The organism is Methanosarcina subterranea (assembly GCF_055385895.1).
In genome coordinates this window covers 1,308,363-1,333,829 of the sequence record NZ_AP042426.1, presented here as the reverse complement: position 1 = coordinate 1,333,829, position 25,467 = coordinate 1,308,363, and the positions used below count along the sequence as shown (strand labels likewise).

Here is a 25,467-nt window from a genome sequence, read left to right as displayed (position 1 = left end):
TCGACATTAAAAAGTCCTATATAAGTGTTTTTTATGATCGGAAGCAGTATTCTCAACATAATGGCAATAACCGCAGGGGTAAAGCCAATGCCAATAAAAAGCACAACTATAGCCACAGCCGCAAAACTGGGGACTGCCTGAATAAGGTTGGAAAACCTTATAACAAGTGAGGCAAGCTTTGCATTATACAGGGGAAAGGAGTATGAGAGGGATAGAAACAGGGGTTCCGATAAGAAGAGCTGTATAAGCAAGAAAAAGATGCTCAAGCGTAGCCTCCAGGATTTCCGCGGTTATGACCATGTCCCATACCTTCTTTAAGACTGCTTTCTAGTATGCCTGCAAATCCGTCCAGGAGCAACGCAAGCAGCCCCACCCAGGCCCCGGTAACAAGAAAATCGTCCCCCATGTCAAGTAGCTGAATCCCGTTCTGAAGGGCAGCCCCAAGCCCGCCTGTGGCAATCAGCCCGCCAAGGGTTACGACCCCCATTGTAAACACAACTGCAATCCTGATACCGCCGGCAATAAAAGGAAGAGATAAGGGAAAGGAAAACGGGCTAAGTTCCCCCACAGTACCCGATAATTTATTCGGTATCCCTGTCCCTTATAAAATCATCTGATTTATTTTGTAAATTTACTGTCGATAATAGTTATAACTTTTTATGACCAAAAACGTTATAAAGTACTGCAAAAACAGGAGCGTTTGAATTATATTCTTTGCCTACTTTAAAGGACGCCATGGACTTGCTTTTGATCTTTCTTTTTCTACTTAGCCTTGCCATGATAAGCAAAGGTTCGGACTGGTTCATTGAAGCTGCAGTTGCAATATCAAACAAAAGCGGGATCCCGAAAATGCTTATAGGGGCTACGATTGTGAGTTTTGCAACTACGGCTCCGGAGTTTGCAGTTTCCGCAACAGCGGCTTATATCGGGCATACGGATGTGACAATAGGAAATGCTGTCGGGTCGGTCATATGCAATACAGGGCTTGTATTGGGCTCTATTATACTTGTTAAAGCAATCCCTATGAAGGATGATACATTTCCCATTAAAAGCGGGCTCATGCTCCTTTCAGGAATTGTCCTTATCATAATTAGCCGCGATGGAAATGTTAACCAGCTTGATGGAGTTTTACTTCTGCTTGTGTTTTTTGCTTTCCTGTTCCATGCTTCAAAAACCCAGCGCGTATTATTTGGAGATAAAGAAACAGGTAGAGAAAAGCTTAGAATCAAAGAAATTCGGAGAGATATAGCTTTCTTTGTTCTTGGCTCCCTTTCCGTAGTTATAGGAAGCAGAATCCTGGTAGATTCCGGGATAAAAATAGCCGAATGGATAGGCATCCCTGAAGTAATTATAGCCCTGACAGCGGTTGCAATAGGAACATCCCTGCCCGAACTTGCAACTGCAATTACTTCCCTCAGGAAAGGGCACCAGGATCTCTCCATAGGGAATATTCTCGGGGCAAACACAATGGACATTGCCATGATCCTTGGGGCATCATCTCAGATCAGGATGCTGCCCGTTTCGGAACAACTTACAGGGTACGATTTCCCATTCATGTTCCTTATATCTCTCGCCCTCATAATCTTTGGAATTACTGGAAAAAAGCTGGAAAGGTGGGAAGGAGGCGTAATTTTAGGGGCATATCTTGCGTATGTGGCAGGGCTTTTTATCTTCTATGTGTAAGCCTGTATTCCAATTTTAAAGCAAATGTGTAGCCTCTTCACTTTTTAAATTTTAAAATCTTCACTTCTTATATATATTTTTTCATTTTTTATAGATCATCCTTTCACTGCCATATATTATACAATGTTTTTGAACACTCTTTATATATAAACATATTTTTATAATTTTGACCTGCAGGTTTTGAAGGCAATGTATAAATTCTAAAAAAAGATTCTTTAACTCTATGAAAGCTATTATCCTCGCAGCAGGGGAAGGACTGCGCTGCAGGCCTCTTACTCTTACTCGTTCCAAAGTAATGCTTCCTGTGGCCAACAGGCCTATTCTGGAACATGTCATATCTTCGCTTGAGAAAAATGGAATCAATGAGATCATCCTGGTTGTCGGGTATGAAAAAGAACGCATAATGAACTATTTTGAAGACGGGCTGAATTTCGGGGTCAATATAAAATATGTCGAGCAAAAAGCCCAGCTCGGGACAGCGCATGCGATTGAACAGGCAAAAAAACTAATAAATCCCGGGGATTCCGAATTCCTTGTCCTGAACGGGGACAACCTGGTAGAGCCAAAAACCATAGCTGATCTTCTTAATAATTATGAAGGGGATGCGAGCCTTCTAACCGTAAGAATGGAGGACACAGCAGGTTATGGAGTGGTATTGAAAGAAAAGAAGAGAGTCACACGAATTCTGGAAAAAAGGCCAGGAGGCCTAAGCCATATTGTAAACACCGGAATATACATTTTTACACCTCAAGTCTTTGAAACCATTGAAAAGACCCCCATATCTGAAAACGGGGAATATGCGATAACCGACACTCTCCAGCTTATGATTGATGAGGGAAAAGTAGTTACTTCAATCCCGACCGAATCAAAGTGGCTGGATGCAGTCCACGCATGGGATCTTCTGAAAGCAAACGCGATTGTGTTAAATTCCTCCAGAAACCTGAAACAGGAAGGAGAACTTGAAGAAGGAGTGATAATTCGCGGAAAGGTTGCAATCGGGAAAAACACAAAAATCCGTGCCGGAACTTATATTGTAGGTCCCGTAGTAATCGGGGAAAACTGTGATATAGGACCTAACGTAGTAATTTTGCCCTCCACCACTATAGGAGATAATGTATCCATACGATCTTTTACCGAAATTCAGAACAGTATTATAATGAATGACTGCAGGATTTCTTCCCATGGACAAATTTCGAACTCCATAATTGGAAGCAATAATACCCTTGGTCCTGGTTTTACTGCAGAGGAAAAAGAAAACCTTGAGATAAACATTAACTGCAGGATTCACAAAGCCCCGAAGCTCGGCACTATACTTGGGGACGATAATCGGATAGGAGGCAAGGTGCTCGTGAAAGCAGGAGTAATGATTGCTGTCAACTGTCAGGTAGAGTCCGGAAATACCATTTACAGAGACCTGCCCCGTGATTCGGTGGTCCTCTGAGCTCTTAAGAAGGAGATAAAAAAATGTGTGGAATTGTCGGATATGCAGGGCGAAATGCTGCTGCACCGGTTCTTATAGAATCTCTTAAAAAACTTGAATATAGGGGATACGACTCTGCAGGGATTACCGTTCTTGGCAGTGGAATTGAGACTTACAAGGCAGTCGGGAAAATCATAAATCTAGAATCCGAAACCCCGAAAAACCTCGGAGGAACTGTAGGAATCGGACATACCCGCTGGGCAACCCACGGTCGCCCAAGTACGGAAAATGCCCACCCTCACAATTCGGGGGGGAATCCGGAAAAAATATCGATTGTGCATAACGGGATTATTGAAAATTACATGGCATTAAAAGAGCGGCTTATTGGAGAAGGTTACGTATTCAAATCCGAAACCGATACCGAGGTAATCGCACATCTTCTGCACAAACACATCTATGGAGGGCCGGATAGAAAGGAAGCTCAACGCGAACTTCTTGCAGGGCTCAGGGAAGCCTTAAAAGAGATTGAAGGGTCCTATGCTCTTGCAATCCTCTCTGCTGACGAACCCGGAAAACTCGTACTTGCCCGCAAAGACAGTCCTCTTGTTATAGGGTTAGGGAAAGGGGAAAATTTTGCTGGATCTGATGTAACCGCTTTTCTGAACTACACAAGGGATGTTATCTTCGTAAATGACTTTGAGACGGTGGTGCTTAGCCCTGCCGGTGTAGAGATATTTGACAGAGAAGGGAATCTCAGGGAAAAGAAGATAGAAAAGATAGAATGGGATTTTGAAGCCGCAGAAAAAGCAGGTTATGAACATTTCATGCTGAAAGAGATTCATGAGCAGGTCAGCGCAATTCACGATACTCTGGTAGGCAAAGTCTCTGAGCTTGAAGGGGCTATACACTTAAATGAACTGAACCTCAGTGAGGATGAAATAAAGAAGCTTTCAAGGGTTCAGATTCTCGCCTGCGGAACCTCCTGGCACGCAGGTTTGCTTGGAAAATACCTGTTTGAACAGCTAGCAGGAATTCACTGCGACATTGACATCTGCTCGGAATACAGGTACAGAAACCCTGTTATGAATGATGGAACCCTTGCAATTGCGATTACTCAATCAGGAGAAACCGCAGATACCCTTGCAGCCGTGCGGGAGATTATGTCTTACAACTGTCCTACTCTTGCAATTACAAACGTTGTGGGGAGCACCATTACAAGAGAAGCAAATAGTGTGCTCTATACACGGGCAGGCCCTGAAATAGGAGTTGCTGCTACAAAGACTTTCAGTACTCAGCTTACTCTTCTTTATCTTCTCGCTGTAAAGTTCGCTCTTGTAAGAGGCAAGCTAAGCCCTGATTATGTAAAAAGTTTCATTACGGAACTCCGGAAAGTCCCGGGAGAAATCCAGCAGATTCTCAACCAGAAGGAAACGATAAAGGAATGTGCTGAGAACTTTGCCCGTTCAAATAGCTATTTCTTCCTTGGCAGGCACCTCAACTACCCTATAGCTCTCGAAGGAGCCCTGAAGCTCAAGGAGATCTCATACGTGCATGCCGAAGGCTTTGCTGCAGGAGAACTGAAACACGGCCCAATTGCCCTGCTTGACGAAGGGACTCCTGTAGTTGCGATTGCCACAAGGGGGCAGACGTATGATAAAATGCTTAGCAATATAAAAGAAGTAAAAGCCAGGGATGCTTATGTAATAGCTGTTGCCGACAGTAAGGACACGGAAATAGGAAAATATGCAGACATTGTCCTCAGGGTTCCCCAGAGCAATGAATTGCTGGCTCCTCTTCTGAGTGTTGTCGTGCTTCAGCTGCTTGCTTACTACACTGCTCTTGCCAGGGACTGCTCTATTGACAAACCCCGTAATCTTGCAAAGAGTGTTACTGTCGAATAATGATAAGGTTGAGAACTTCAGAATTTTAAGCTTGAAATCTTAGATTTCAAGCTTAAAATTTCAGGATCTGAAACTTAAAACCAGGTTAATTAACCAGATATGGGATTTCAGAACAGAAATGAACTTCATGATATATGGAGTGGGATTTATGAAACTCTTCGGATCTTCAGGAATTAGAGGTATAGTAAATAAGGAAGTTACGCCCGAACTTGCGCTGCAGGTAGGGCTTGTGCTCGGAAGCCGGAAAAAAACTGCGGTCATCGGGAGGGACCCCAGAGTTTCGGCGCCTATGATAGAGCACGCTCTGGTTGCAGGGCTGACTGCAGCAGGCTGTAACGTTACGAAAGTGGGCATGGTAACTACCCCGACCCTGGCATATGCAGCTAGAGAATACGAGTGTGGAGTAATGGTTACAGCCTCACATAACCCTTCAGAGTATGTGGGGATAAAGCTGTGGAACCCTGACGGCATGGCTTTTGACTCAGCCCAGCAGGAAGAGATTGAAGACGCTATCGAAAATGAAAATTTTTCACGGGTTACCTGGGACCTTATAGGGAAAATTGCTGAAGACGAAAATGCCATTAGGGACCATATGGATATGATCGAGGGGCTTGTAGGAAGCTCCGGGCTGCGTGTGGTTCTCGACTGCGGATGCGGAGCAGGAAGTACAATTACCCCTTACCTCCTGCAGGAACTCGGCTGCCAGGTAATAACCCTGAATGCCCAGCCTGACGGACATTTCCCGGCAAGAAACCCTGAGCCTAACGACCAGAACCTTTCCCTGCTCAAAAAAGCAGTTGTGGCGTTCGGAGCTGACCTTGGAATAGCCCATGACGGGGACGCAGACAGAATGATGGCAGTCGATGAAAAAGGCAGCTTCGTGTCAGGAGATGACCTGCTTGCAATATTCGGGCGTTTTGAGTGCGGAGATAAAAAAGGAGCCGTGGTCGTGCCTGTGGATACCTCCATGATGGTAGATGACCATCTTGAAGGCTCGGAAATCATAAGGACAAGAGTTGGGGATGTCTATGTTGCAGAAGGCATAAAACAGTACGGCGCCATCTACGGCGGAGAGCCTTCCGGAAGCTGGATTTTCCCGAAGATTTCCTACTGCCCTGACGGGATCTATGCAGCTGCAAAGCTTGTTGAGATTGTCAGGGAAAAAAAATTAAGCGAACTCAGGGCAGAACTCCCTGTTTATGCCACAAAAAGGGGCGCTTTACCCTGTGCAAACGAAAAGAAAGCAGAGTTCATGGAAAGGGTAAAAAGAAGACTTGAACCTCTCGGAAAAGTCCTTGACATTGACGGGATCCGCGTGGAACTTGAAAACGGCTGGGTTCTTGTCCGCCCCTCTGGCACGGAAGCGAAGGTAAGGATTACGGCAGAAGCCCGGGAAAATGTGGATGAGATCTATGATATGGCAGAAAAAATAGTGAAGGAGGCGCTTAAATGAAAGCAGTTGTCCTTGTTGCAGGCAAAGGCACAAGGATGGAGCCCCTCACCTCCGACTGCCCCAAAGTGATGCTTCAGGTTGCAAACAAACCGATACTTGAACATATACTGAACTCAGCCGTAGAAGCGGGCATTGAAGGTTTTGTCTTTATTACGGGATACCTCGAAGAGCAAATAAAAGCCCATTTCGGGGACGGAAGCAAATGGGGAGTGAGCATCGAGTACGTGCAGCAGAAAGAGCAGTTAGGGACTGCAAATGCCATAGGTTATGCAAGAGGGCACGTTGAAGGGGCATTCCTGGTACTTAACGGAGACATGCTCATCGGGCAGGAGGACTTAAAAGCCCTGCTCTCAAGAAAAGAAGAAGCTGTCATCTGCGTAAAAGAGGTGGAAAATCCCTCAGACTTCGGGGTTCTTGAAACCGAGGACAATAAAGTAATCAGGATAATTGAGAAGCCGAGAAACCCCCCTACCAACCTTGCAAATGCCGGAATCTATCTTTTCAGTGAATCCATTTTTGACTTCATTGACAAAACCCAGCCTTCCGTAAGAAAGGAACTTGAGATCACGGACTCTATTCAAATGCTGATCGATAGCGGAGCGCCTGCGGGATACAGTCCCCTTGCAGACAGCTGGATTGACATAGGATATCCCTGGGATCTCCTGAAAGCAAACGAATACCTCTTAAGAGGTCTCAAGGGTAACTGCCAGGGTACAGCGGAGCCAAATGCAACCATAAAAGGTGAAGTTTCAATCGGAAAGGGTACCCTCATCCGAAATGGTGCTTATATTGAAGGACCGGTGGTAATAGGGGAGAACTGTGATATAGGGCCCAACTGCTTTATCCGCCCTTCAACTGCAATAGGCAACCGTGTCAGGATAGGGAATGCAGTGGAGTTAAAAAATACAATTGTCATGGAAGGCACTCATATAGGGCACCTGAGCTATGTAGGAGATAGCGTAATAGGACGCCGATGTAATTTCGGAGCCGGTACGAAAGTCGCAAATCTCCGCCATGATGGGAAAAATATAAAGGTAATGCTGAAAGGAAGGATTCTTGACTCCGGTAGAAGAAAACTCGGGGTAATTATGGGAGATGATGTGCACACAGGTATCAATACCAGTATAAATATAGGTGTGGTGATGGGAAAAGGAAGAGCCACACTTCCCGGAGATGTGGTTAAGCACTGAGAATCCGGATCAAAGTGTAAAAAGAAGTCGGAACCCCTCCTTTTACCTGATGGGTTAAGGAGGGAAATCTCCTGTATTATTTATTATGCGGATTTATTCGATTAACTGAAATTCTATTAACTGAATTTATTTTTTTATTTGAGTTTGTTTAAGCCTGTTTTGTGGAACCTATGAACACACTACCGGGCTTATGAATAAAGTTGCTGTATACCCCATAACACGGTTTTTCGGAAGTAACCTTCAATTTCCACATCAAGGGATCCCTCATTCATGTTCTCCACAGCTTTCCTCAAAGGATAATCCGAATCGAGTATCTCTCTTATCGTATCTTCATCGGATTCAACGATTATGGAAGGACCGAACTTCGAATTCGGGTCATTAGGAGTGTCATACCTGTAAAAGTCTTTTACTTCTCCACCGTTCATAAGTAAAGTTACATAGAGCATTTCATTATTATTAAGCTCAATTCTTCCGGCAATTTCCTCACTTCCGACCAGTCTTTTAACAAGCGAGGGGACATTATCAATGTTATCATTATAAAGCGTCATCTGTGCGCTTAATTCGGAAAAAAGATCGTTCTCCGTACTGGAATTGACAGAAGTTGTAAAGGTGCTGGCTGCTGTAATATTACCCGCATTAGAAGCTGCACCTGTTATTGGGGCAAGCAAAAGCACAACTAAGAATAAACCCAGAATTCTATTTTTACTGTAAGAAGCCATAGTTGAAAATAAGAGTTGAGGATATAAAAAAGTTCTCAATATAAATTAAAGTTTCCAGGATATTAATAAAAGTAAATAAATTAAATTTTCCAGGGACTAAAAATTCATGGCTTTCTTATATTCAATAACTTTCCCGGCTTTCAGGGTTTTATTGAATTCTTGCTGGAGATCTATCGAAAGAAACAAAAAAGCGCAAAAAAGAAGAAAAAAAGCAAAAATTAAAAACTCACCGGGATAGGTTCTATCCAGCTATCCAGCGGCGAGAGTTAAAGTTTAAGAGAGGGTCTGAACACCTCAGTACAGTACCTGTCAAAGACCTGGTCTTCAACCTGCTCACAGATTTTCTTATAATCTTTCGACTTCTGGTCGTGCTTGCTCATAGTCTTTTTGACTTCAGCATTCATCTTATCAAGAGTTTTCTGGTCAAAACCTTCCGTATTCTCCATAGTAAACATATAAATCATACTCTAGAACTAACTTAGTTAGATGCTTAAGATTTTTTATGTTATTTAGAATATATGTATATGGTATTACCAATAAATATGTTAATAGGTAACACGCTGGGTAATTAATTACAGCTTTTAACTATTTATGAAAATAGTTTTAATTTGATAATTAAAATATTTATATTATTGACTTAATATATTAGCTTTCCCTTTTGATCGAATTTTATTCGTTAAATGAGTAGACCTGAAGGATTTGCCAAAGAATTCGCCATGGATGCCTCTTTACTCGAATAAAATATTTATCAAAGCTTGCATAAACGGTTATTCAAGCAAATTTTAAACAATAAGATCGTTACTCCTACTCCTATAAATATTTTACATCCGTGAGAGATCTTACATCCTTGAGATTTCTTCAGAAAATACATATCTGTACATTAAGTATCTGAATATATAATGGTTACCTGAAATTGAATATATAAGTTCAGTACTTCGCTAATTTTGATTTCCTCATTACGGAAGCTTCTCGATACCTTTATATGTAATGAAAAATGCCTCTCTATGTCTTTTTTCACAAATAAGTTCAGAAATAGGTTTAAAATCGAATTAAAGTCAAAGTACTGTATTGATTCTGTATTACAACCTCTCACATCTCATGTAATCCTCAAGATCAATGGTTCACTTACAAGTGAAGACATTATTCGTACTGTTGTGAGTTTGGCAGTCGATAAGAGTTCAGTCCATTCTGTCTCAAAACAGTATTCTGCTGTTGCTTGTGAAACATCTTTACGTTACCATCTTAAGAAACTAAACATGGACGAATTGATCCTATCCAATGAAAAGATTCTTCTTCAAAATCCCCTAAAAACTCTCAAAACAGGTAAGAGCTATGAGTTTGCCATTGATTTAACCAACGATCCTTATTACGGGAAAACAGATTCGTCTAACGAGAAATATGTAATTCGTAGCCAAGCTAAAAAGTCAACAAACTCTTTTTACTCATATATCTCCCTCTACATCACTAACAAGAACGAAAGGTTTACTGTATCTGTTCTTCCTGTAGAAAAGAAAAAACCAATGGTTGAATACCTCTCCTATTTTCTCTATCTCATCAAAAGACTGAATTTTAAAATCAAGGTTCTCTGCCTTGATAGAGAGTTTTATTCTATAGATGTGTTTGAATTTTTGCAAAGTAATGGTGTTCCTCACATAGTTCCTGTTGTCAAGAAAGGAGAGAAGATGAAGCAACTTATGAATGGGAATAAGGCTCGAAGTACACAATATGTCATGAAGAATTCTAAGAAAAAGATTCTTTTAGACATTATCATTGATGTTAAGTATCTGAAAGGAAAGAGAGGTAAAAAGGGATGTGAGAACCTTGGTTTTGTTGTTTTTGGAGTTAAATGGTCTCCAAGAAAGGTCAGTACAGTTTACAGAAGAAGATTTGCTATTGAATCGTCATACAGGATGAGGAATGTGGTTAGACCAAAGACATCATCTAAAAACGCAACTATAAGGTACTTTTATGCATTGGTATCCTTTCTACTAAAAAATATATGGCTATACATTCAGAATAAACATTTTACTATTGTCAAAAGAGGACCTCAGGTCATAGATGAGGATAAGTTCAGATTTGAAGTATTTATACTTATTATTAAGGAATGGATAAGAAGAAAGTTAAGAGTGAGGACAACAGTGTGGTGTTTGAGATAAATGAAGGTAGAGTAAAAGTGGAGGAAAGATTTTAGCGAACTACTGAAGTTACCTCAAATCCATGTAATTTACTTACAGATAAACGACTGGAAATAAATCCAGAAAAAGTGATTTCAGGAAATTGGTTTTTTTCTACTGAGTCAGATAAGGCTTTCGCAATCGAATCTCAAGACTGGCTCATGGGTTAATTTTATTAGCTCTTCAGATTACTATAGGGTATAGAAAAGTATTCGAGTTGATAACAAAGTGCGACCGGTCTCACAAAGAGTGAACGCGAAAAAGACTCACGAGAGCAATACCGAGTTCGGGAAATCAACATCCGAACTTATCATCCTGAAACCTGAAGGATATCCTCTGAGCGGCATGATGGAAGAATATCCTGTTATTGAAAACAGAGATGTTTTTGAATTCTATGCACGGGAACAGTGGAACGGGTATGTTGCCCGTAAAGGAGACTATCTCTTTGACAAAAGAATGTTCCCAGACTTTGCATACCGCATTATAGATGTGGAACCTGCAGAATCCATAATAGGAAACTCAACGTCAATTATCGTAACCGAAGAGGAAAACGGAATCTCTTCCTCTGCAGAAATAAAAACTGATGTTAAATTTGAAGATGTGATAGGGCAGGAACTTGCAAAGCAGAAGTGCAGACTGATCGAACGCTTTCTGGAAGAGCCAGAACGTTTCGGGAAATGGGCGCCAAGAAACATCCTGTTCTTCGGACCCTCGGGTACTGGAAAAACAATGCTTGCAAAAGCCCTTGCAAACAAGACTGACGTGCCGATCATTCCGGTCAAGGCTACCCAGCTAATAGGGGAATATGTAGGGGACGGAGCTCGTCAGATCCACCAGCTCTATGACCGGGCAGAAGAGATGTCTCCCTGTATAATCTTCATTGACGAACTTGATGCCATAGCTCTCGACAGGAGATTTCAGGAGCTAAGAGGAGATGTAAGCGAAATCGTAAATGCCCTTTTAACAGAAATGGACGGGATAGTTGAACGTGACGGAGTCTGTACAATCTGCTCGACAAACCGTATCAATTCCCTGGACTCTGCTGTAAGAAGCAGGTTCGAAGAGGAGATTGAATTTGTCCTTCCTGGGGAAGAAGAAATTGTTCATATACTGAGATCAAACGTGAAGACCTTCCCTCTGCAGGTAGAAGAATGTGACTTTGAGGCACTTGCGAAGAAGGCTAAAGGGCTTTCAGGCAGGGATATTGTCGAAAAAATCCTTAAAACCGCCCTGCATCAGGCAATTATTGAAGACAGAGAAACCGTCGCTGTCAAAGACTTTGAAAAAGCCCTTGCAAAATTGGGCAGGAAAGATTTCACTCCGGACCCAACCCATCTATATGTCTAAACCGAAAGAGAAAGTGCCTTTTATCCCTTACCTTGAGATATTTGCAGCACCTCTCTTATGCATCATTTCGTTAATGCAATACAGTTAATTCAATATTCATTGATGCGGTATTCGTTAATGAGATGCTTTATTTTCGACTGCTTTTGCAATTTTTCCCCATATAGATTAATTTTTCTGTCTAAGGAAACTTTTTTCCAGATTCTTACCATTTATATGAAGAATTTAAAAAGTTGATAGGAGGGCTTCCTGTTAAGAGAATTTTTCCGTTAAAGAGGGTTCCCTGTTAAAGCCTCTGGGATAGTTTTATGTATAGAAATCATTATTCTTTATCAGAAGTCATATTTAAACAAGGTCTTAACCAGACCTGAAACAAGATTTAAAAGGGATTCTCATGAATGAAATACGTGAAGTTGACCGCTTTGAATGCAGCATTATAAACGTGATCCAGAACCTGGCCTGGAAAGGTGTGACAGTTGAGGAAAAAGATACCAAGGGGAGGGTATACTTCGGAAGAGTTAACGGTGAAATTGAAATCAACCCTGGAGATACTTTCTATCTAGGTATCAAGCAAATATATGAAATAGAAGACAAGACCATGAGGGTTACACTCTACGACGCTAAAAACAAAGCACTGGACTGGACACTTGTCTGAACAACCCGATTATACTGGATAAGGATTCTTTCTGCAGGTTTGTTTCCTGTAGAGAAGTTTAATCTAATTTTTAAACCTTGCTTTTAAGGGAAACTTCAAACCTTTCGCAAAAAGGCCTATCCGGCATTTGAAGGCTCAATCAAGTATGTTCAATCAGGTCTGTATGGCACTTCAAGTTCCATCAGGTCTTCAGCTACAACAACATTTTCAAAAACTTTTTTTGAATCTTTCAGAACAGGATCCGCATCATCGGTATAACGTGAACTTATGTGGGTAAGGACAAGTTTCCTGACTCCGGCTCCTTTTGCAAGAGCTGCAACCTCTCCGGCTGTCGAATGCATGGACTCCTCCGCCCAGTCTGCCATCTCATCGGCGAAGCTGCCGTCGTGGATTAAGAGATCAGCATCCCTGCTGGCTTCAAGAATTGCTTCACAGGGCCTGGTATCCCCGGTGTATACAATTGTCCTTCCGGGTCTCGGAATTCCCATAACTTCCTCGGGTTTTACGATCTTTCCGTTCACTTCCACAGGATTACCCCTCTGCAGTTTCGCAAAAAGGGGGCCTGGAGGAACTCCAAGCCCGACTGCCTTTTCCCTGTTAAAACGTCCGGGGCGAGAATTTTCAATAAGGGCATAGCCAAGGCTCGGAATGCTGTGTTCGGTCTTCAGTGCCCGGACCACATAACCTTCCCCTTCCACAATGTCGTCAGGTCTCAATTCGACACCCCGGATTTCGTATTTAAGATTGCAATAGCCAAGGATCTTAAAAAACTCGGTAAACTCTCTTGTCCCTTCAGGACCGTAGATTGTCAATGGCTCACTCCTGCCAAGGAAAGACATAGTTTGAATAAGGCCGGGAATTCCAAGGAAGTGGTCAGCATGGAAATGGCTGATGAAAATAGAAGATAGGCTCATCATGCCTGTCTTTGCCCTCATCATTTGCTGCTGGGTGCCTTCTCCACAGTCAAATAGGATAAGCTCCCCTTCTCTATTGATCATTACTGCTGACGGATTTCTGTTACGGGTCGGGAGGGACCCGCCAGTGCCTAGAAAAGTTATGCGAAGCATGATTTACTCACTAATTATGATGAAATATTAACTGGGAAAATGAAATTATCAGTTATAATAAACCACTAATTCTATCAGAGGTAATTAAATCGGAGGTATTTATTAATTACCAGTCGCTCTATACTCTTTGATTACACTCTCTATTACACTCCCTATTCACCCCATTACACTCTCTATTACACTCCCTATTCACCCCATTACACTCTCTATTACACTCCCTATTACACTCCCTTTTTCAAGAATCAAGCCATAAACAAAAGTGTAACGTACAAAATAGGCATAAGAAATATAAAATAAGCATGAGAATTAATATATAAAAGTTACGCAATAAAATTGTATAAAGATAGTACATTATTTATTATAAAAGCTCTTTAAACTCTACAGATTTACATTTCTATCAAACCTCTCCTTCTTAGAAGATGGATTTCCCCTTCAGAAGAAACTATCCTGTTATGGAATTTCTCCATTAAGGTATCAGCTCATCTATCAGGATGTGAAGGAAAGGGACTGAAGGATAAAGAGAACTATTCAAGAGAATTTAGAGATAATTATTTATCAACAATTGTAAAGGAAAAAAAAGGAACCGTCGTCACATGTCAGGAAATTACGGAAAAGTTTATCTTGTGGGTTCTGGTCCAGGCGATCCTGAGCTCCTTACCCTGAAAGCTCGCCGGCTGATTGACAGTGCTGAGGTCGTTATTTACGACCAGCTTCCGGGAAAAGTAATTCTGGACTCAATGCCGGAAACTGCAGAGAAGATTGATGTGGGGAAGTACGCGGGCAACCATACAATGACCCAGTCCGAAATCAACGAAGTGCTTGTGCAGAAAGCAAAGGAAGGAAAGATGGTAGTCCGGCTGAAAGGAGGGGACCCATATGTATTCGGAAGAGGAGGAGAAGAAGCCGAGGTGCTTGTAGCAGAAGGTATTAAATTCGAAGTCGTGCCCGGGATCACCTCTGCAATTGCAGTGCCTGCATATGCCGGAATTCCTGTAACCCACAGGGAAAGCACGTCGATGGTCACCTTTATAACAGGACACGAGGACCCCACAAAGGAGGAGAGCGGACTGGACTGGGAGACCCTGGCAAAGTTTAACGGAACCATTGTAATTTTTATGGGTGTTAAAATGCTCGGGCGAAATACCGAAGAGCTCATGAAGTATGGCAAAGACCCAAAAACCCCAGTTGCAGTCATAGAGAAAGGTACTCGGCCTGACCAACGGGTAACCGTGGGAACCCTTGAAAACATCGCTGACCTGGCAGAAGAACGAAAAGTAAAAGCCCCTGCCATTACGGTTGTAGGAGATGTAGTCCGGCTACATGATATCCTCGGAGAACAGCTGACTGGAGTGGAGTTTTAACCCGCTGAAAGGACAGGAGAAAGGAATATGGCAGAAAATAAAATTCCCGTGCTTGCAATCATGAGGCCTGACAGTTACAGGGAAAAGTCCGAGGCAATTGCCAGAGACTGCGGTTTTGAGCCCATCTATGCTCCCATGATAAAGCTTGAAGGCATAAAAGACGAGGGCTTCGAGCCTTTTGTACAGAGGGTCATTAACGGGACTTCGGATTACGTTGTTTTTACAAGCGCAAACGGGATAACTTTTACACTGGACAAGCTCACAGAAACCGAAAAGGAAAACTTTATTTCGTCCCTCAAAAAGTGCAGAGTAATAGCAATCGGCCCCAACACAGAAAAAGAGCTTATAAAAATAGGAATTGAAAACTCCTTCCTGCCTGCAGACTACAGTTCCGAAGGAATCGTAGAAGCTCTCTGCCCCGAAGTAAAAGGGAAAACAGTCGACCTTGCAAGGAGCGCTTTTGGGGCAAAAGTCTTAATAGAAGGGCTTGAAAAATGCGGAGCAACAGTCTATGAGACTCATGTGTACACCCTTAGCATTCCTGAAGGTGCAGCCCAGAAAGAGCTCATAGAACGCACCCTCGCAGGAGAAATTGATGCCTTCGCTTTTACAAGCTCGATGATGGTCAGAGGCTTTATGAGACATGCGGAAAAGCTGGGAGCAGGAGAGACTATAAAAGAGACTCTTAGCAGGGCTATTGTAGGCGCAATTGGGACCCCTACGGGAAATACCCTGAAAAAACACGGAGTCAATGCGAATGTAATCCCTGATGAGTTCACCTTCGATGCTCTGATAAAGGCTATGAAGAAGGAGCTATGAAAATCAGCTATGAAAAACCAGCTATGAAGAAGGAGCTATGAAAATCAGCTATGAAAAACCAGCTATGGAGAAGGTCATGCCGAGAGTTATAAGAAAGAGTTACATAAGGCAGAATCGGCTGGAAGTATGCTCAGAACCTTTAGAACCTTTCTCGGTAAACCTGTCTGAAGTTTAACTCAAGCCGTTTTTTTGAACCGGCAAGATAAAGGTGTGCTAAAAAGACTGCTCCTTAAAAGCCGGTTCAAAAAACAATACTTAAAATTGCGGAAAACAATCTTAAATTAACGATCGATATGATAGGAATTTCAAAACTTTACTGCGGAACCGTGGAACCTTCTGACGCCCTTCGCTATGGAAGGGACTCAAAGAGGCTTCCCTCTCACCTTCTGCAGTTTTCAAAAGACAAAAAACCGGTAGTAGTCTGGAACATGACCCGCAGATGCAACCTTAAATGCGTTCACTGCTATGCCCAGGCAAAAGACATAGAGTTCAAAGACGAACTTTCTACCGAAGAAGGAAAAGCCCTTATCGATGACCTTGCAGCATTTGGATCTCCGGTCATGCTTTTCTCCGGGGGCGAGCCCACAATGCGAAAAGACCTGCCTGAGCTTGCAGCCTATGCCAGAGAGAAAGGGATGAGAGCTGTAATCTCAACAAACGGGACTCTCATCGATAAAGAGCTGGCAAGAAAGTTAAAAGAGGTCGGGCTTTCTTACGTAGGAATCTCCCTTGACGGCGTAAAAGAAACTAACGACAGGTTCAGGGGCATGCAGGGGGCATTCGATGCAGCCCTACGGGGCTTGCATAACTGCCAGGAAGAAGGCATAAAGGTGGGCTTGCGTTTTACCATCAACAAGCAAAACGTCAGGGACATACCTGCAATCTTTGACCTCCTTGAGAAAGAAAAGATCCCAAGAATATGCTTTTATCACCTTGTCTATGCAGGCAGAGGCTCGAAGATGGTAGACGAAGACCTCTCCCTCGAAGAGTCCAGGCAGGCTGTGGACCTGATTATGGAAAGGACGAAGGAACTGCACGAAAAAGGTTTCCCTGCCGAAGTCCTTACCGTGGACAACCACTGCGACGGCCCCTACATCTACCTGAAAATGCTGAAAGAAAACCCGGAAAGGGCTGCCGAAATTTTCGAGCTCCTTTCTATGAACCAGGGCAATTCTTCAGGAATAGGAATCGGATGCGTTTCCTGGGACGGCTCTGTTCATGCAGACCAGTTCTGGAGACATTACTCCTTCGGAAATGTACGGGAAAGGCCCTTCAGTGAAATCTGGACCGACCTGAGTGATGAACTGATGGCCGGACTCAAGTACAGAAAACCCCTCATCCAGGCCCGCGGAGACCGCTGTGCAAAGTGTAAATGGTTTGATGTCTGCAACGGAAACTTCAGAGTTCGAGCCGAAGCCATTTACGGGGATGTCTGGGCAGATGACCCAGCCTGTTACCTCACAAAAGAAGAAATCGGATACGACGAGGCCTGAAATCTTTCAGGCCCTTTTTTACTTTTGGATTTTACTTTTAGCCTTTTTTACCAGCTTATTTTACCTGTGAATTTATTTATAACCTGAAATAAGCGTTTTTTAGAGAGCATCCAATTCTATTTTGTTTGCACCCACCCGGCCTTTCCTATCCCTTTTATTTTTCGAGTCTCTACCGGTTACAGAGTAGATATTTTGGAGTCGTAAATCCGGGTAGAGCCAGCTTTTTCATTTATATATACTGTACACAGGCTGACTTAAACGGCACGAGGTGCTGAAAGAATAATTCGAGGATCCAGCCATCTTTGCCGGAATAACTTTTCCCGATTTCTTGAGACAACAAACATTAAATTTCTCTTCTTTTTTGCGGGAAAGACCGCTCTCCTGCATCGAGTAGCTGTACCAATATTTTTAATTAGTCCTCTTGAGCGAAGCGGCAGCGTAGCGAAAAGGACGCGTACTCCCGAGGCGCAATTCGGGCGAGGCGCAATTCGGGCGAGGCGCAATTCGGGCGAGACAGGGACGCTAGAAATTTCTTTTATAAATAATGATTTATTCATGTCGAATGCATATTTTTAGGAAAGAGCATTTAAGGAAAAGATTTGGGGAGGCAGGTTAAATACATGAAACAAATCCATTTACTCCTGATTATTTCAGTTGCTTTTACAGTCTTTTTTACAGACTTTTCAGGCTGCGTATCCGATAGGGAAAGAACAGTAATCTATGATAACGAGACAGAAACTCTTTCGTATCAGGGCGAACAGTTAACCCCTATCGCACAGCAGCGCAACAATGCTATCAGAGGCACTCAGTATATTGATAGAGAGAGTTACAGGCTTCAGGTTGACGGGCTTGTGGAGAACCCCAGGAATTTTACGTATGAAGAAATAATCGGGTTACCTCAAACTTCGAAGGTTATTGAACTTAATTGTGTGGAAGGCTGGAGCTTTAATGCAAAATGGACGGGAGTAAGAATAGCTGAGATCTTTGAAGAAACAGGAGTTATGGAAAATGCAACAACCGTTATTTTTTACAACACTGACGGGTATTCCACTTCTCTTGATAAAGACTATCTATTAGAAAACGACATCATACTTGCATATAAACTAAATGACGTAACCCTGCCGCCTGAAAGAGGTTTCCCTCTGCAGCTTGTAGCTGAAGACAAGTATGGGTACAAATGGGCGAAATGGATAGTAAGGACCGAACTCAGTGACTCGTCTTATAGAGGGTATTGGGAAGAACGCGGATACAATAACATAGCTGATGTCGGCGGGCCTGCTTTTGAAAGGCAGAGATAAAAGCCCACATCGGAACACCAATAATAATATAAGATACCCAGGCTATAGTATACTCTTGTCAGTATTGAAGAATCAAAATCAGAGAATCAAATCCTTAGCTACGTTTGATTATCACAGGATTTGATTATAACTACCTTTTACTAATTATCTTTCATGATAACTAAGTTTCATGAACAGCCTAAATTTTTGAGTAGGCCTAAATTTCGTTATTGGCTTAAGTTTCATAACCAGAATTTCACTGCAATACTCTTGAAATTAAGAGATATAGCCGTTTAAGTAAGAGATTTAAAAGAAATAGATCTGCGAGGCAAAGCATTGTTGAGATTGTTTCTGGAAAAATGGGGGTAATTTGAAGTGGCAAATCGCCATGTTAATACTTTAAACCCTGGAGACCCATTCAGGGACTGGCTTGTAGAAGAAGTTGTTGGAAATAGAATTCGCGATAAACAGTGCTATGTAAAAGTTTTTAAGTATAATTCATCTCACACCGTCTGCAGGTACCAGTTCAAAGGAGAGCATTTCAGCGTAATGGCAAAATTTTTTGCCGAACCTACAGGGAAGCTGAAAGCATATAACTCTTATAAAGGCATGATGAACGAGTACCGGAACCTGAAGAAAGCAGCTTCGATAATAAATGTTGCAAAGCCCCTTGCAGTAAATAAAGATTTTAATTGTGTCCTTGTTACCGAACACATACCCGGAAAATCTCTTAGCTGGCACCTCAAACGCGAAGAGAACCTTTATGAGAAACTTGCTGCGGTGGCTCACATGCTCAGGCAGCTGCATGATAATACACAATCTTCCTACAATAAAGAAAATGAGTTCAGGAACTATCACGACGTTCTGGACCACCTGAAGCTTGACTATGACACGAGAGAGGCTTTCAACAAACTCCTTGGGGAATGGTGGTACAGTTCCTGGCTCGACAGGGAGTACGGCTGTATGGTCCACAGGGATGTTACCCCCTCCAACTATATTTTTTGCAAAGGAAAACCCTATGCACTTGATTTCGAAAGCTCCTGGTTTGAGGCACATCCTGTAAGGGACCTCGGAATTCTTACTGCAGAACTCAAGAACGAGTTTGAATTACACAAAGGTGGAGGCTGGAAAGCCGAACCATATATAGGGAACTTTCTCTGGGAGTATAGCCGCGGGGAAAAGGATTTTTTCCGAATTACCAGAATTTTGCCTTTTTTCATGAGTATAGGGCTGCTCCGTTCGGCAAGGCTCCACCAGGGCGATTACAGAAATTATCTGATAAGAGAAGCACGTGAATGTTTAGGTGCAATTAATAGAGGGAATTAATAGGGAGAATTTTAATAGAGAGAATTAAGGAAATAAAGGGGATTAAGGAACAGAAGGAATTAAGAAAATAAAAGGAATTAAGGAAATAAAGGAAATTAAGGAAATAGAGAGAATTAAGGAAGTAAAAGGAATCAAGGAAATAGAGAGAATTAAAACAGTCACTAAGGGGATATGGGAGGCAAGAATATTTCCAGGGACCATGAATCGGAAGCAGGCAAGGACACTATAGCCTTTCTGGGCAATCTTGCCGGAGCAGGGGAAGATGTATTTGAGAGCTGCCAAATAAAGGGGGTTATTTTTGACTGCTACCAGACGCTTATTGATATCCACACCGAAGAACACAGGATCGAGACTTATGAGACTGTAAGCGCATGGCTTGCTTACCATGGGGTAAAAATAAAGCCGGAAAAACTGTGGGATATGTACACATTTAAGGTTCACGAAAGGATGGAAGACTCAAAGGAGATATACCCTGAGATAAAGGTGGAGGATATCTTTGCCGAGATCTGCGGGGAAAACTCGATATGGAAAATTGATGAAAAACTGCTAGGAATTGAGACCTCCAGGGTCTTTCGAGCAGCCTCCATAAGGAAACTGCGTCCCTTTCCTCAGAGCGTAAAATTAATTGAGCGCTGCATAAACGTCCCCAAGTGTATAATCTCCAACGGGCAGAGGGTCTTTTCCGAACTGGAACTCCGGTTCCTCGGGCTCTACGACTACTTTGACTTCGTGATCTTCTCGTCAGATGTAGGATACAAAAAACCGGATCTCAGGCTTTTCATGACTGCACTCAAGAGGATGGGACTTGAACTTGAGCCCAAGTGTGTTATGTCCCTTGGGGACTCTTACGAAAACGAAATATTTCCAGCTAGAAAACTCGGGATGCGGGCAATGACCATTGAAGAAGCCTGGAAACATTATGGGATCACTGACTGATTCCCATAAACCCGAGTATTTTATTTTTGTGAAGATAAATACAGACAATGAGAATTTGCGGTTCTTTTTTTAAGAGTTTTTGTTTCCGATTTTTAGAGTTTCTCTGAATAATTAGCTCCTGATTCATCAATTTTTATTTGGTACTAAAGGAATTTATATAGAAATGAGAAACTATATATTGCTATTTGTATGCAATATAGGTATTGTCGTAAAGACTATATAATAAGAGATAGATCTCAATATTAATGGAATAATAATATAGAATAGCCCAGAAACCTACAGAATTATAAAAATAAAGTGGAGAATCTCTATGCTCCAAAACGGAAAAATTAAAGGTTTAATCTTCGATTGCTACAAAACTCTCATCGATATCAAAACAGATGAAGGAAGCCGGGAAACAAGTAAAAGGGTGATCAAATGGTTACTCTATCAGGGAGTGAGGATAGAACCCGACCGATTTAGGGAAGAATACAGGTGGAAAGTTATAGGCAGGCTTGGAAACTCAGGCCAACAGCACCCTGATATCCGCATAGAAGAAATTTTTGCCGAGATCTGTGCCGAAAATGCCTTTAGAGAAATCGATCCTTTCTGGCTTGGGATTGAAACTGCCAGGGTCTTCAGAACTGCGTCTTTAAAGAAACTGGAAGCTTATCCTCAGAGCCTGCGCCTGCTTGAAAAATATAGAAATATCCCCAAATGCATTGTTTCCAATGCTCAGAGGGTTTTTACGGAACAGGAGCTTCGATTCCTTGGCCTGTACGATCGCTTTAATTTCGTAATTATGTCATCGGACTACCGTATCAAAAAACCTGACACCCGGCTTTTCAGTATGGCTCTCGATGGCCTTGGGCTTGAGCCCTGGGAAGTGCTTTCTATCGGAGACACGCCGGAAAACGACATATATCCACCTCAAAGCCTCGGGATGAATGCGATGCACATTCATAATGCATGGAAATATGCATAAGGGCATAAGAATACAGAAGAAAGCGTAAAGGAAAGGGACTGCACCATTAAATTCTTCTGTATAATTTTTACGGTTATTTATCCATTTACTCTTTTTTTGTCTGTTCCTTTTTTGTTTGCCTTTAGACTAGCTGTTGTTAAACAATAATAAATATTTTCATTGCAGTTAGCCGGTTCCCCGGGCAAAAAAATGCAATCAACAAAAACTAAACATATAATCTGAAAGTTCCTGCACAGTAAGAGATTTCTTTTCATCCAAAACCAGATATATTTAAATAATCGCAAGCACTCTAAAACCCAAGAAATTCTTACACTTATTTCCCAATCATGGAGTGTCTTTATGACAGAATCGGAAATTCCAAAAGAATATAATGCAAACGAGATCGAGGAAAAGTGGATGGAGAAGTGGAACCTCTCCATGTACCACTTCAACTGGGGAGAAGATACCCGCCCTCAGTATATTATTGATACTCCGCCACCCTATCCTACAGGCAATTTCCATATCGGAAACGCGCTTAACTGGTGTTACATCGACTTTATAGCCAGGTACAAACGCATGCAGGGGTATAACGTAATGTTCCCCCAGGGCTGGGACTGCCACGGTCTGCCAACGGAAGTTAAGGTTGAAGAAACTCACGGGATTACTAAAAACCAGGTCCCCAGGGCAGAGTTCCGCAGAATGTGCAGGGAGCTTACGGTAGGAAACATCGACAAGATGCGCAAAACAATGCTGCGCCTGGGCTTTTCCGTGGATTGGAGCAATGAATTCGTCACCATGGAGCCCTCATACTTCGTAAAAACACAGAAATCTTTTGTCAGGATGTACAATGGAGGGCATATCTATCACGAAGACCACCCTGTCAACTGGTGTCCCCGCTGTGAAACTGCCATTGCTTTTGCGGAAGTAGAGTATGATGCCGGGCAGACAAAACTTAACTTTGTCCACTTCGACAAGGTCGATATCGCAACTACAAGGCCGGAACTGATGGCGGCGTGTGTTGCCGTTGCCGTAAACCCGAAAGATGAACGTTACAGCCAGTATATTGGCAAGGAAATTACAGTACCCCTCTTCGGGCAAAAAGTTGCTCTGATTGCTGACGAAGCTGTTGAGCCTGGATTCGGCACAGGGGCTGTGATGATCTGTACTTTCGGGGACAAGCAGGACGTGCGCTGGTGGGTAAAGTACGGACTGCCCCTTGTAAAAGCTATCGACAAACAGGGCAAGATGACAGAAGCTGCAGGAAAATACGAAGGCATGAGTATTACCGAATGCAGGGAAGCTGTCATTTCCGACCTCAAAGCTGCAGATTTCCTCTATGATCAGAAACCTCTTGAACAGAACGTCGGGCTCTGCTGGCGCTGTGATACCCCCATAGAAACTCTTTCCGGGCCCCAGTGGTTCGTAAAAATAAACCATGAAGGTATCCTGAAAGCTGCAGACGAAATTAACTGGTACCCTGAATACATGAAGGTCAGGCTCCAGAACTGGACAGGCACAATGGAATGGGACTGGTGCATTTCCAGGCAGAGGATCTTTGCAACCCCGATCCCGATCTGGTACTGCAAAAAATGCGGGGAGGTCATGATTGCCGAAGAGAGCTGGCTCCCGATTGACCCGAATGAAAATGCACCAAAGAAAGCCTGTGCCTGCGGTTCAACCGAATTTGAGCCCGAGACAGACGTGCTGGACACCTGGATGGACTCCTCGATTACTGCCCTGCATGTCTCAGGCTGGGAAAGCGAACACGAGCTCCGCCTGCCTGCACAGATTCGCCCCCAGGGGCACGACATCATCAGGACCTGGGCTTTCTACACGATCCTGAGAAGCCTGGCTCTTGAAGGAAAGAGGCCCTGGGACTCTATAGTGGTCAATGGAATGGTGCTTGGACCTGACGGGCATAAAATGAGCAAGTCTCTCGGAAACGTTATATCTCCCGAAGAAGTGACCGCACAGCACAGTGCCGACGCTTTCAGACAATGGGGAGCTGTTGGAGGTTCCACGGGTTCGGACGTAATGTTCCGCTGGAAAGATGTAGTTTCAGCCTCACGCTTCCTGCAGAAAATGTGGAGCATCTACCGATTCTCGATGTCCCACCTAAAGGAGTTTGAGCCTGAGAATGCTGCCAGCTTCCCTCTGGACTCTCTCCATACAATTGACAGGTGGCTCCTGAGCAAGCTTAACAGGCTTGTGGACACTGCCACAAAGGACCTTGACGGGTATCAATTTGATTCCACATTCAAGGCTATCCGCGGCTTTGCCTGGGAAATCCTTGCAGACAACTACCTGGAACTTGTAAAAGGCAGGCTTTACGGGGAAGATCCTGAGGGCAGGAGAGCAGCCCAGTATGTGCTTTACACAACAATTAAGACCCTCTCCCTTCTGCTTGCTCCGTTCATACCTTTCTTTGCAGAAGAGATGTACTCAAGGTTCAGCAGTGAAAGTGTACACACGAAAGCCTGGCCTGAAGTCAATGAAAGCCTGATAAGCGAAGAAGCCGAATCTGCAGGCGAAATGATCAAAGATATCACAGGCGAGGTTCGCAGATATAAATCAGACCTTGGAATGGCCTTGAACTCTCCCCTTAAAAAAATAGAGATCTACAATGCAAGGCTCGATACAGGGGATATTGCAGGTGCTACGAACTCTGAAGTGGAGGTTATGAAAGGTGCTCCTTCATTTGAGTACGTGCCTGTGGAAGTTAAACCCAACATGGGTTTTCTGGGACCGCGCTTCAGAAAAGATGCCGGAACCATTGTGAAAGCCCTTCAGGCAGAAGACCCTGCTTCAGTTGAGGCTCAGGCGGCTTCAGGCAAAATAACCGTTATCGTAAACGGAGAAAAAGTAGAACTCGAACCCGAAGCAGTCGAGATCCGGAAAGAAGTAATTTCCGGAGGCCGTGAGGTAGACGTTCTGGATGTAAAAGGCGCGGTAGTCGTTATTGTCAGGTAAGCTTTGGCACCCGAATTCCGCTTCGCCCGAATTCCGCTTCGGGAGCACGGTGTCCTTTTCGCTCCGCTTCGCTGTGCTCAAGAGGACTAATTTATAGGTTAGAGCAGTGAACTGAGCTCACTCGAACTGAGTTACAATATATCTACCCGCATAGCCTCATAAGCTATACCGGATCTTTATTGTCACGCTCGACGATGGAGAGCGGCCTTCCCCGTTAAAAAGAGGAAAAAGAAGAAAACAGGTTAAATAATAACCTGCGACTTCTTTTCCTTCTTTTTCCTATTTTTCTGCTTTCCGGGCTTCTTTTTTTGATGGACTGTCAGACAATCTGCGGAGGCGCTTATATTTGCTTGAATTGAAAAAGCGGGCTCCGGTTAAGAGTAACATTTATTGGTTGACAGACCCCTATCCACGTGCTACTCGGGAAAAGAAAACTGAAAGGTTCTCTCCTGTTTCAGGTATAGATTAACAAATTAATCAGAAACCAACTGATTTTAAAAGTTCATAATGTCCAAAGAGAATTATAGAAAGAGGTCGAGAAAATAATATAAAAGAAATAGCCTTGATTTTCGCGACATTAAATTATATTTAAATCCTGAAGGCTGTGTAAGGCCCTGCTTACTTAATTACTCGTAAGAGATTGAGAGTAAAGGTTAAAGAAAAACATGAAAGTAGAGGATTTCAATTAACCTGCAATTCAGGCAAGTCTTCACTGGAATTTACAACATAGCGTTTG

20 protein-coding genes are annotated in these 25,467 nt (G+C 43.0%); 16 read left to right on the top strand and 4 right to left on the bottom strand.

Annotated features, from left to right (window positions below; all coding sequences use genetic code 11):
* Positions 1-262: 262 nt before the first annotated feature.
* A complete protein-coding gene (locus tag ACZ5A8_RS05990; RefSeq protein WP_464532791.1) occupies positions 263-568 on the bottom strand; it encodes a hypothetical protein in 306 nt (101 codons plus the stop codon).
* Positions 569-714: 146 nt separating this feature from the next.
* Between ACZ5A8_RS05990 and ACZ5A8_RS05985 the strand changes: the two genes are divergently transcribed.
* The 5 genes from ACZ5A8_RS05985 (at position 715) to glmU (ACZ5A8_RS05965) (ending at position 7,647) form a co-directional block, all read left to right on the top strand.
* Positions 715-1,683: a calcium/sodium antiporter gene (locus ACZ5A8_RS05985; protein ID WP_464532789.1), complete on the top strand. Its 969-nt coding sequence runs from the start codon at positions 715-717 to the stop codon at positions 1,681-1,683.
* A gap of 223 nt (positions 1,684-1,906) precedes the next feature.
* On the top strand, positions 1,907-3,124 hold the full coding sequence (gene glmU / locus ACZ5A8_RS05980; protein WP_229391817.1) for a bifunctional sugar-1-phosphate nucleotidylyltransferase/acetyltransferase: 1,218 nt from the start codon (positions 1,907-1,909) through the stop codon (positions 3,122-3,124).
* Positions 3,125-3,147: 23 nt separating this feature from the next.
* On the top strand, positions 3,148-5,004 hold the full coding sequence (gene glmS, locus ACZ5A8_RS05975) for a glutamine--fructose-6-phosphate transaminase (isomerizing) (protein ID WP_464532787.1): 1,857 nt from the start codon (positions 3,148-3,150) through the stop codon (positions 5,002-5,004).
* A gap of 148 nt (positions 5,005-5,152) precedes the next feature.
* Positions 5,153-6,457: a phosphoglucosamine mutase gene (glmM, locus tag ACZ5A8_RS05970; protein WP_464532786.1), complete on the top strand. Its 1,305-nt coding sequence runs from the start codon at positions 5,153-5,155 to the stop codon at positions 6,455-6,457.
* On the top strand, positions 6,454-7,647 hold the full coding sequence (gene glmU / locus ACZ5A8_RS05965; protein ID WP_464532785.1) for a bifunctional sugar-1-phosphate nucleotidylyltransferase/acetyltransferase: 1,194 nt from the start codon (positions 6,454-6,456) through the stop codon (positions 7,645-7,647). The genes glmM and glmU (ACZ5A8_RS05965) overlap by 4 nt, the downstream gene beginning before the upstream one ends.
* A 188-nt stretch (positions 7,648-7,835) precedes the next feature.
* Here glmU (ACZ5A8_RS05965) and ACZ5A8_RS05960 read toward each other — a convergent pair whose 3' ends face one another.
* Together ACZ5A8_RS05960 and ACZ5A8_RS05955 are read right to left on the bottom strand one after the other, a co-directional pair.
* Positions 7,836-8,366, bottom strand: a complete 531-nt coding sequence (locus ACZ5A8_RS05960; RefSeq protein ID WP_464532783.1) for a hypothetical protein — start codon at positions 8,364-8,366, stop codon at positions 7,836-7,838.
* Positions 8,367-8,632: 266 nt separating this feature from the next.
* Positions 8,633-8,821, bottom strand: a complete 189-nt coding sequence (locus tag ACZ5A8_RS05955; RefSeq protein WP_464532782.1) for a hypothetical protein — start codon at positions 8,819-8,821, stop codon at positions 8,633-8,635.
* 549 nt (positions 8,822-9,370) lie between these two features.
* On the opposite strand from ACZ5A8_RS05955, the gene ACZ5A8_RS05950 reads away from it, so the two are divergent.
* The 3 genes from ACZ5A8_RS05950 (at position 9,371) to ACZ5A8_RS05940 (ending at position 12,539) form a co-directional block, all read left to right on the top strand.
* Positions 9,371-10,522 carry an ISH3 family transposase gene (locus ACZ5A8_RS05950; protein ID WP_464530343.1) on the top strand — a complete coding sequence of 384 codons (1,152 nt, stop codon included), beginning with the start codon at positions 9,371-9,373 and terminating at the stop codon, positions 10,520-10,522.
* Positions 10,523-10,768: 246 nt separating this feature from the next.
* On the top strand, positions 10,769-11,887 hold the full coding sequence (locus tag ACZ5A8_RS05945) for an AAA family ATPase (RefSeq protein WP_464532780.1): 1,119 nt from the start codon (positions 10,769-10,771) through the stop codon (positions 11,885-11,887).
* A gap of 391 nt (positions 11,888-12,278) precedes the next feature.
* Positions 12,279-12,539: a hypothetical protein gene (locus ACZ5A8_RS05940; RefSeq protein ID WP_229391824.1), complete on the top strand. Its 261-nt coding sequence runs from the start codon at positions 12,279-12,281 to the stop codon at positions 12,537-12,539.
* A gap of 149 nt (positions 12,540-12,688) precedes the next feature.
* On the opposite strand, the gene rnz is transcribed toward ACZ5A8_RS05940, so the two are convergent.
* Positions 12,689-13,606, bottom strand: a complete 918-nt coding sequence (gene rnz / locus ACZ5A8_RS05935; protein ID WP_464532779.1) for a ribonuclease Z — start codon at positions 13,604-13,606, stop codon at positions 12,689-12,691.
* A 593-nt stretch (positions 13,607-14,199) separates the two neighbouring features.
* Here rnz and cobA point away from each other — a divergent pair.
* The 8 genes from cobA to ACZ5A8_RS05895 all read left to right on the top strand — a co-directional run bounded on the left by cobA (position 14,200) and on the right by ACZ5A8_RS05895 (position 24,731).
* The gene (gene cobA / locus ACZ5A8_RS05930; protein WP_464532777.1) at positions 14,200-14,967 is read left to right on the top strand and encodes a uroporphyrinogen-III C-methyltransferase; all 768 of its coding nucleotides are present in this window, start codon (positions 14,200-14,202) and stop codon (positions 14,965-14,967) included.
* 27 nt (positions 14,968-14,994) lie between these two features.
* Positions 14,995-15,786: a uroporphyrinogen-III synthase gene (locus tag ACZ5A8_RS05925; RefSeq protein ID WP_229391827.1), complete on the top strand. Its 792-nt coding sequence runs from the start codon at positions 14,995-14,997 to the stop codon at positions 15,784-15,786.
* A 293-nt stretch (positions 15,787-16,079) separates the two neighbouring features.
* Complete coding sequence (gene ahbC / locus ACZ5A8_RS05920) at positions 16,080-17,279, top strand: 12,18-didecarboxysiroheme deacetylase (protein ID WP_464532776.1); 1,200 nt, start codon at positions 16,080-16,082, stop codon at positions 17,277-17,279.
* A gap of 620 nt (positions 17,280-17,899) precedes the next feature.
* The gene (locus ACZ5A8_RS05915) at positions 17,900-18,577 is read left to right on the top strand and encodes a molybdopterin-dependent oxidoreductase (protein ID WP_464532774.1); all 678 of its coding nucleotides are present in this window, start codon (positions 17,900-17,902) and stop codon (positions 18,575-18,577) included.
* 354 nt (positions 18,578-18,931) lie between these two features.
* Entirely contained in the window at positions 18,932-19,882 is a 951-nt protein-coding gene (locus ACZ5A8_RS05910) for a phosphotransferase (protein WP_464532773.1), read from the top strand.
* A 171-nt stretch (positions 19,883-20,053) separates the two neighbouring features.
* A complete protein-coding gene (locus ACZ5A8_RS05905) occupies positions 20,054-20,818 on the top strand; it encodes an HAD family hydrolase (protein ID WP_464532771.1) in 765 nt (254 codons plus the stop codon).
* 310 nt (positions 20,819-21,128) lie between these two features.
* Positions 21,129-21,782: an HAD family hydrolase gene (locus tag ACZ5A8_RS05900; protein ID WP_464532770.1), complete on the top strand. Its 654-nt coding sequence runs from the start codon at positions 21,129-21,131 to the stop codon at positions 21,780-21,782.
* Between the two features lie 339 nt (positions 21,783-22,121).
* Positions 22,122-24,731 carry a valine--tRNA ligase gene (locus ACZ5A8_RS05895; protein WP_464532768.1) on the top strand — a complete coding sequence of 870 codons (2,610 nt, stop codon included), beginning with the start codon at positions 22,122-22,124 and terminating at the stop codon, positions 24,729-24,731.
* Positions 24,732-25,467: the final 736 nt, after the last annotated feature.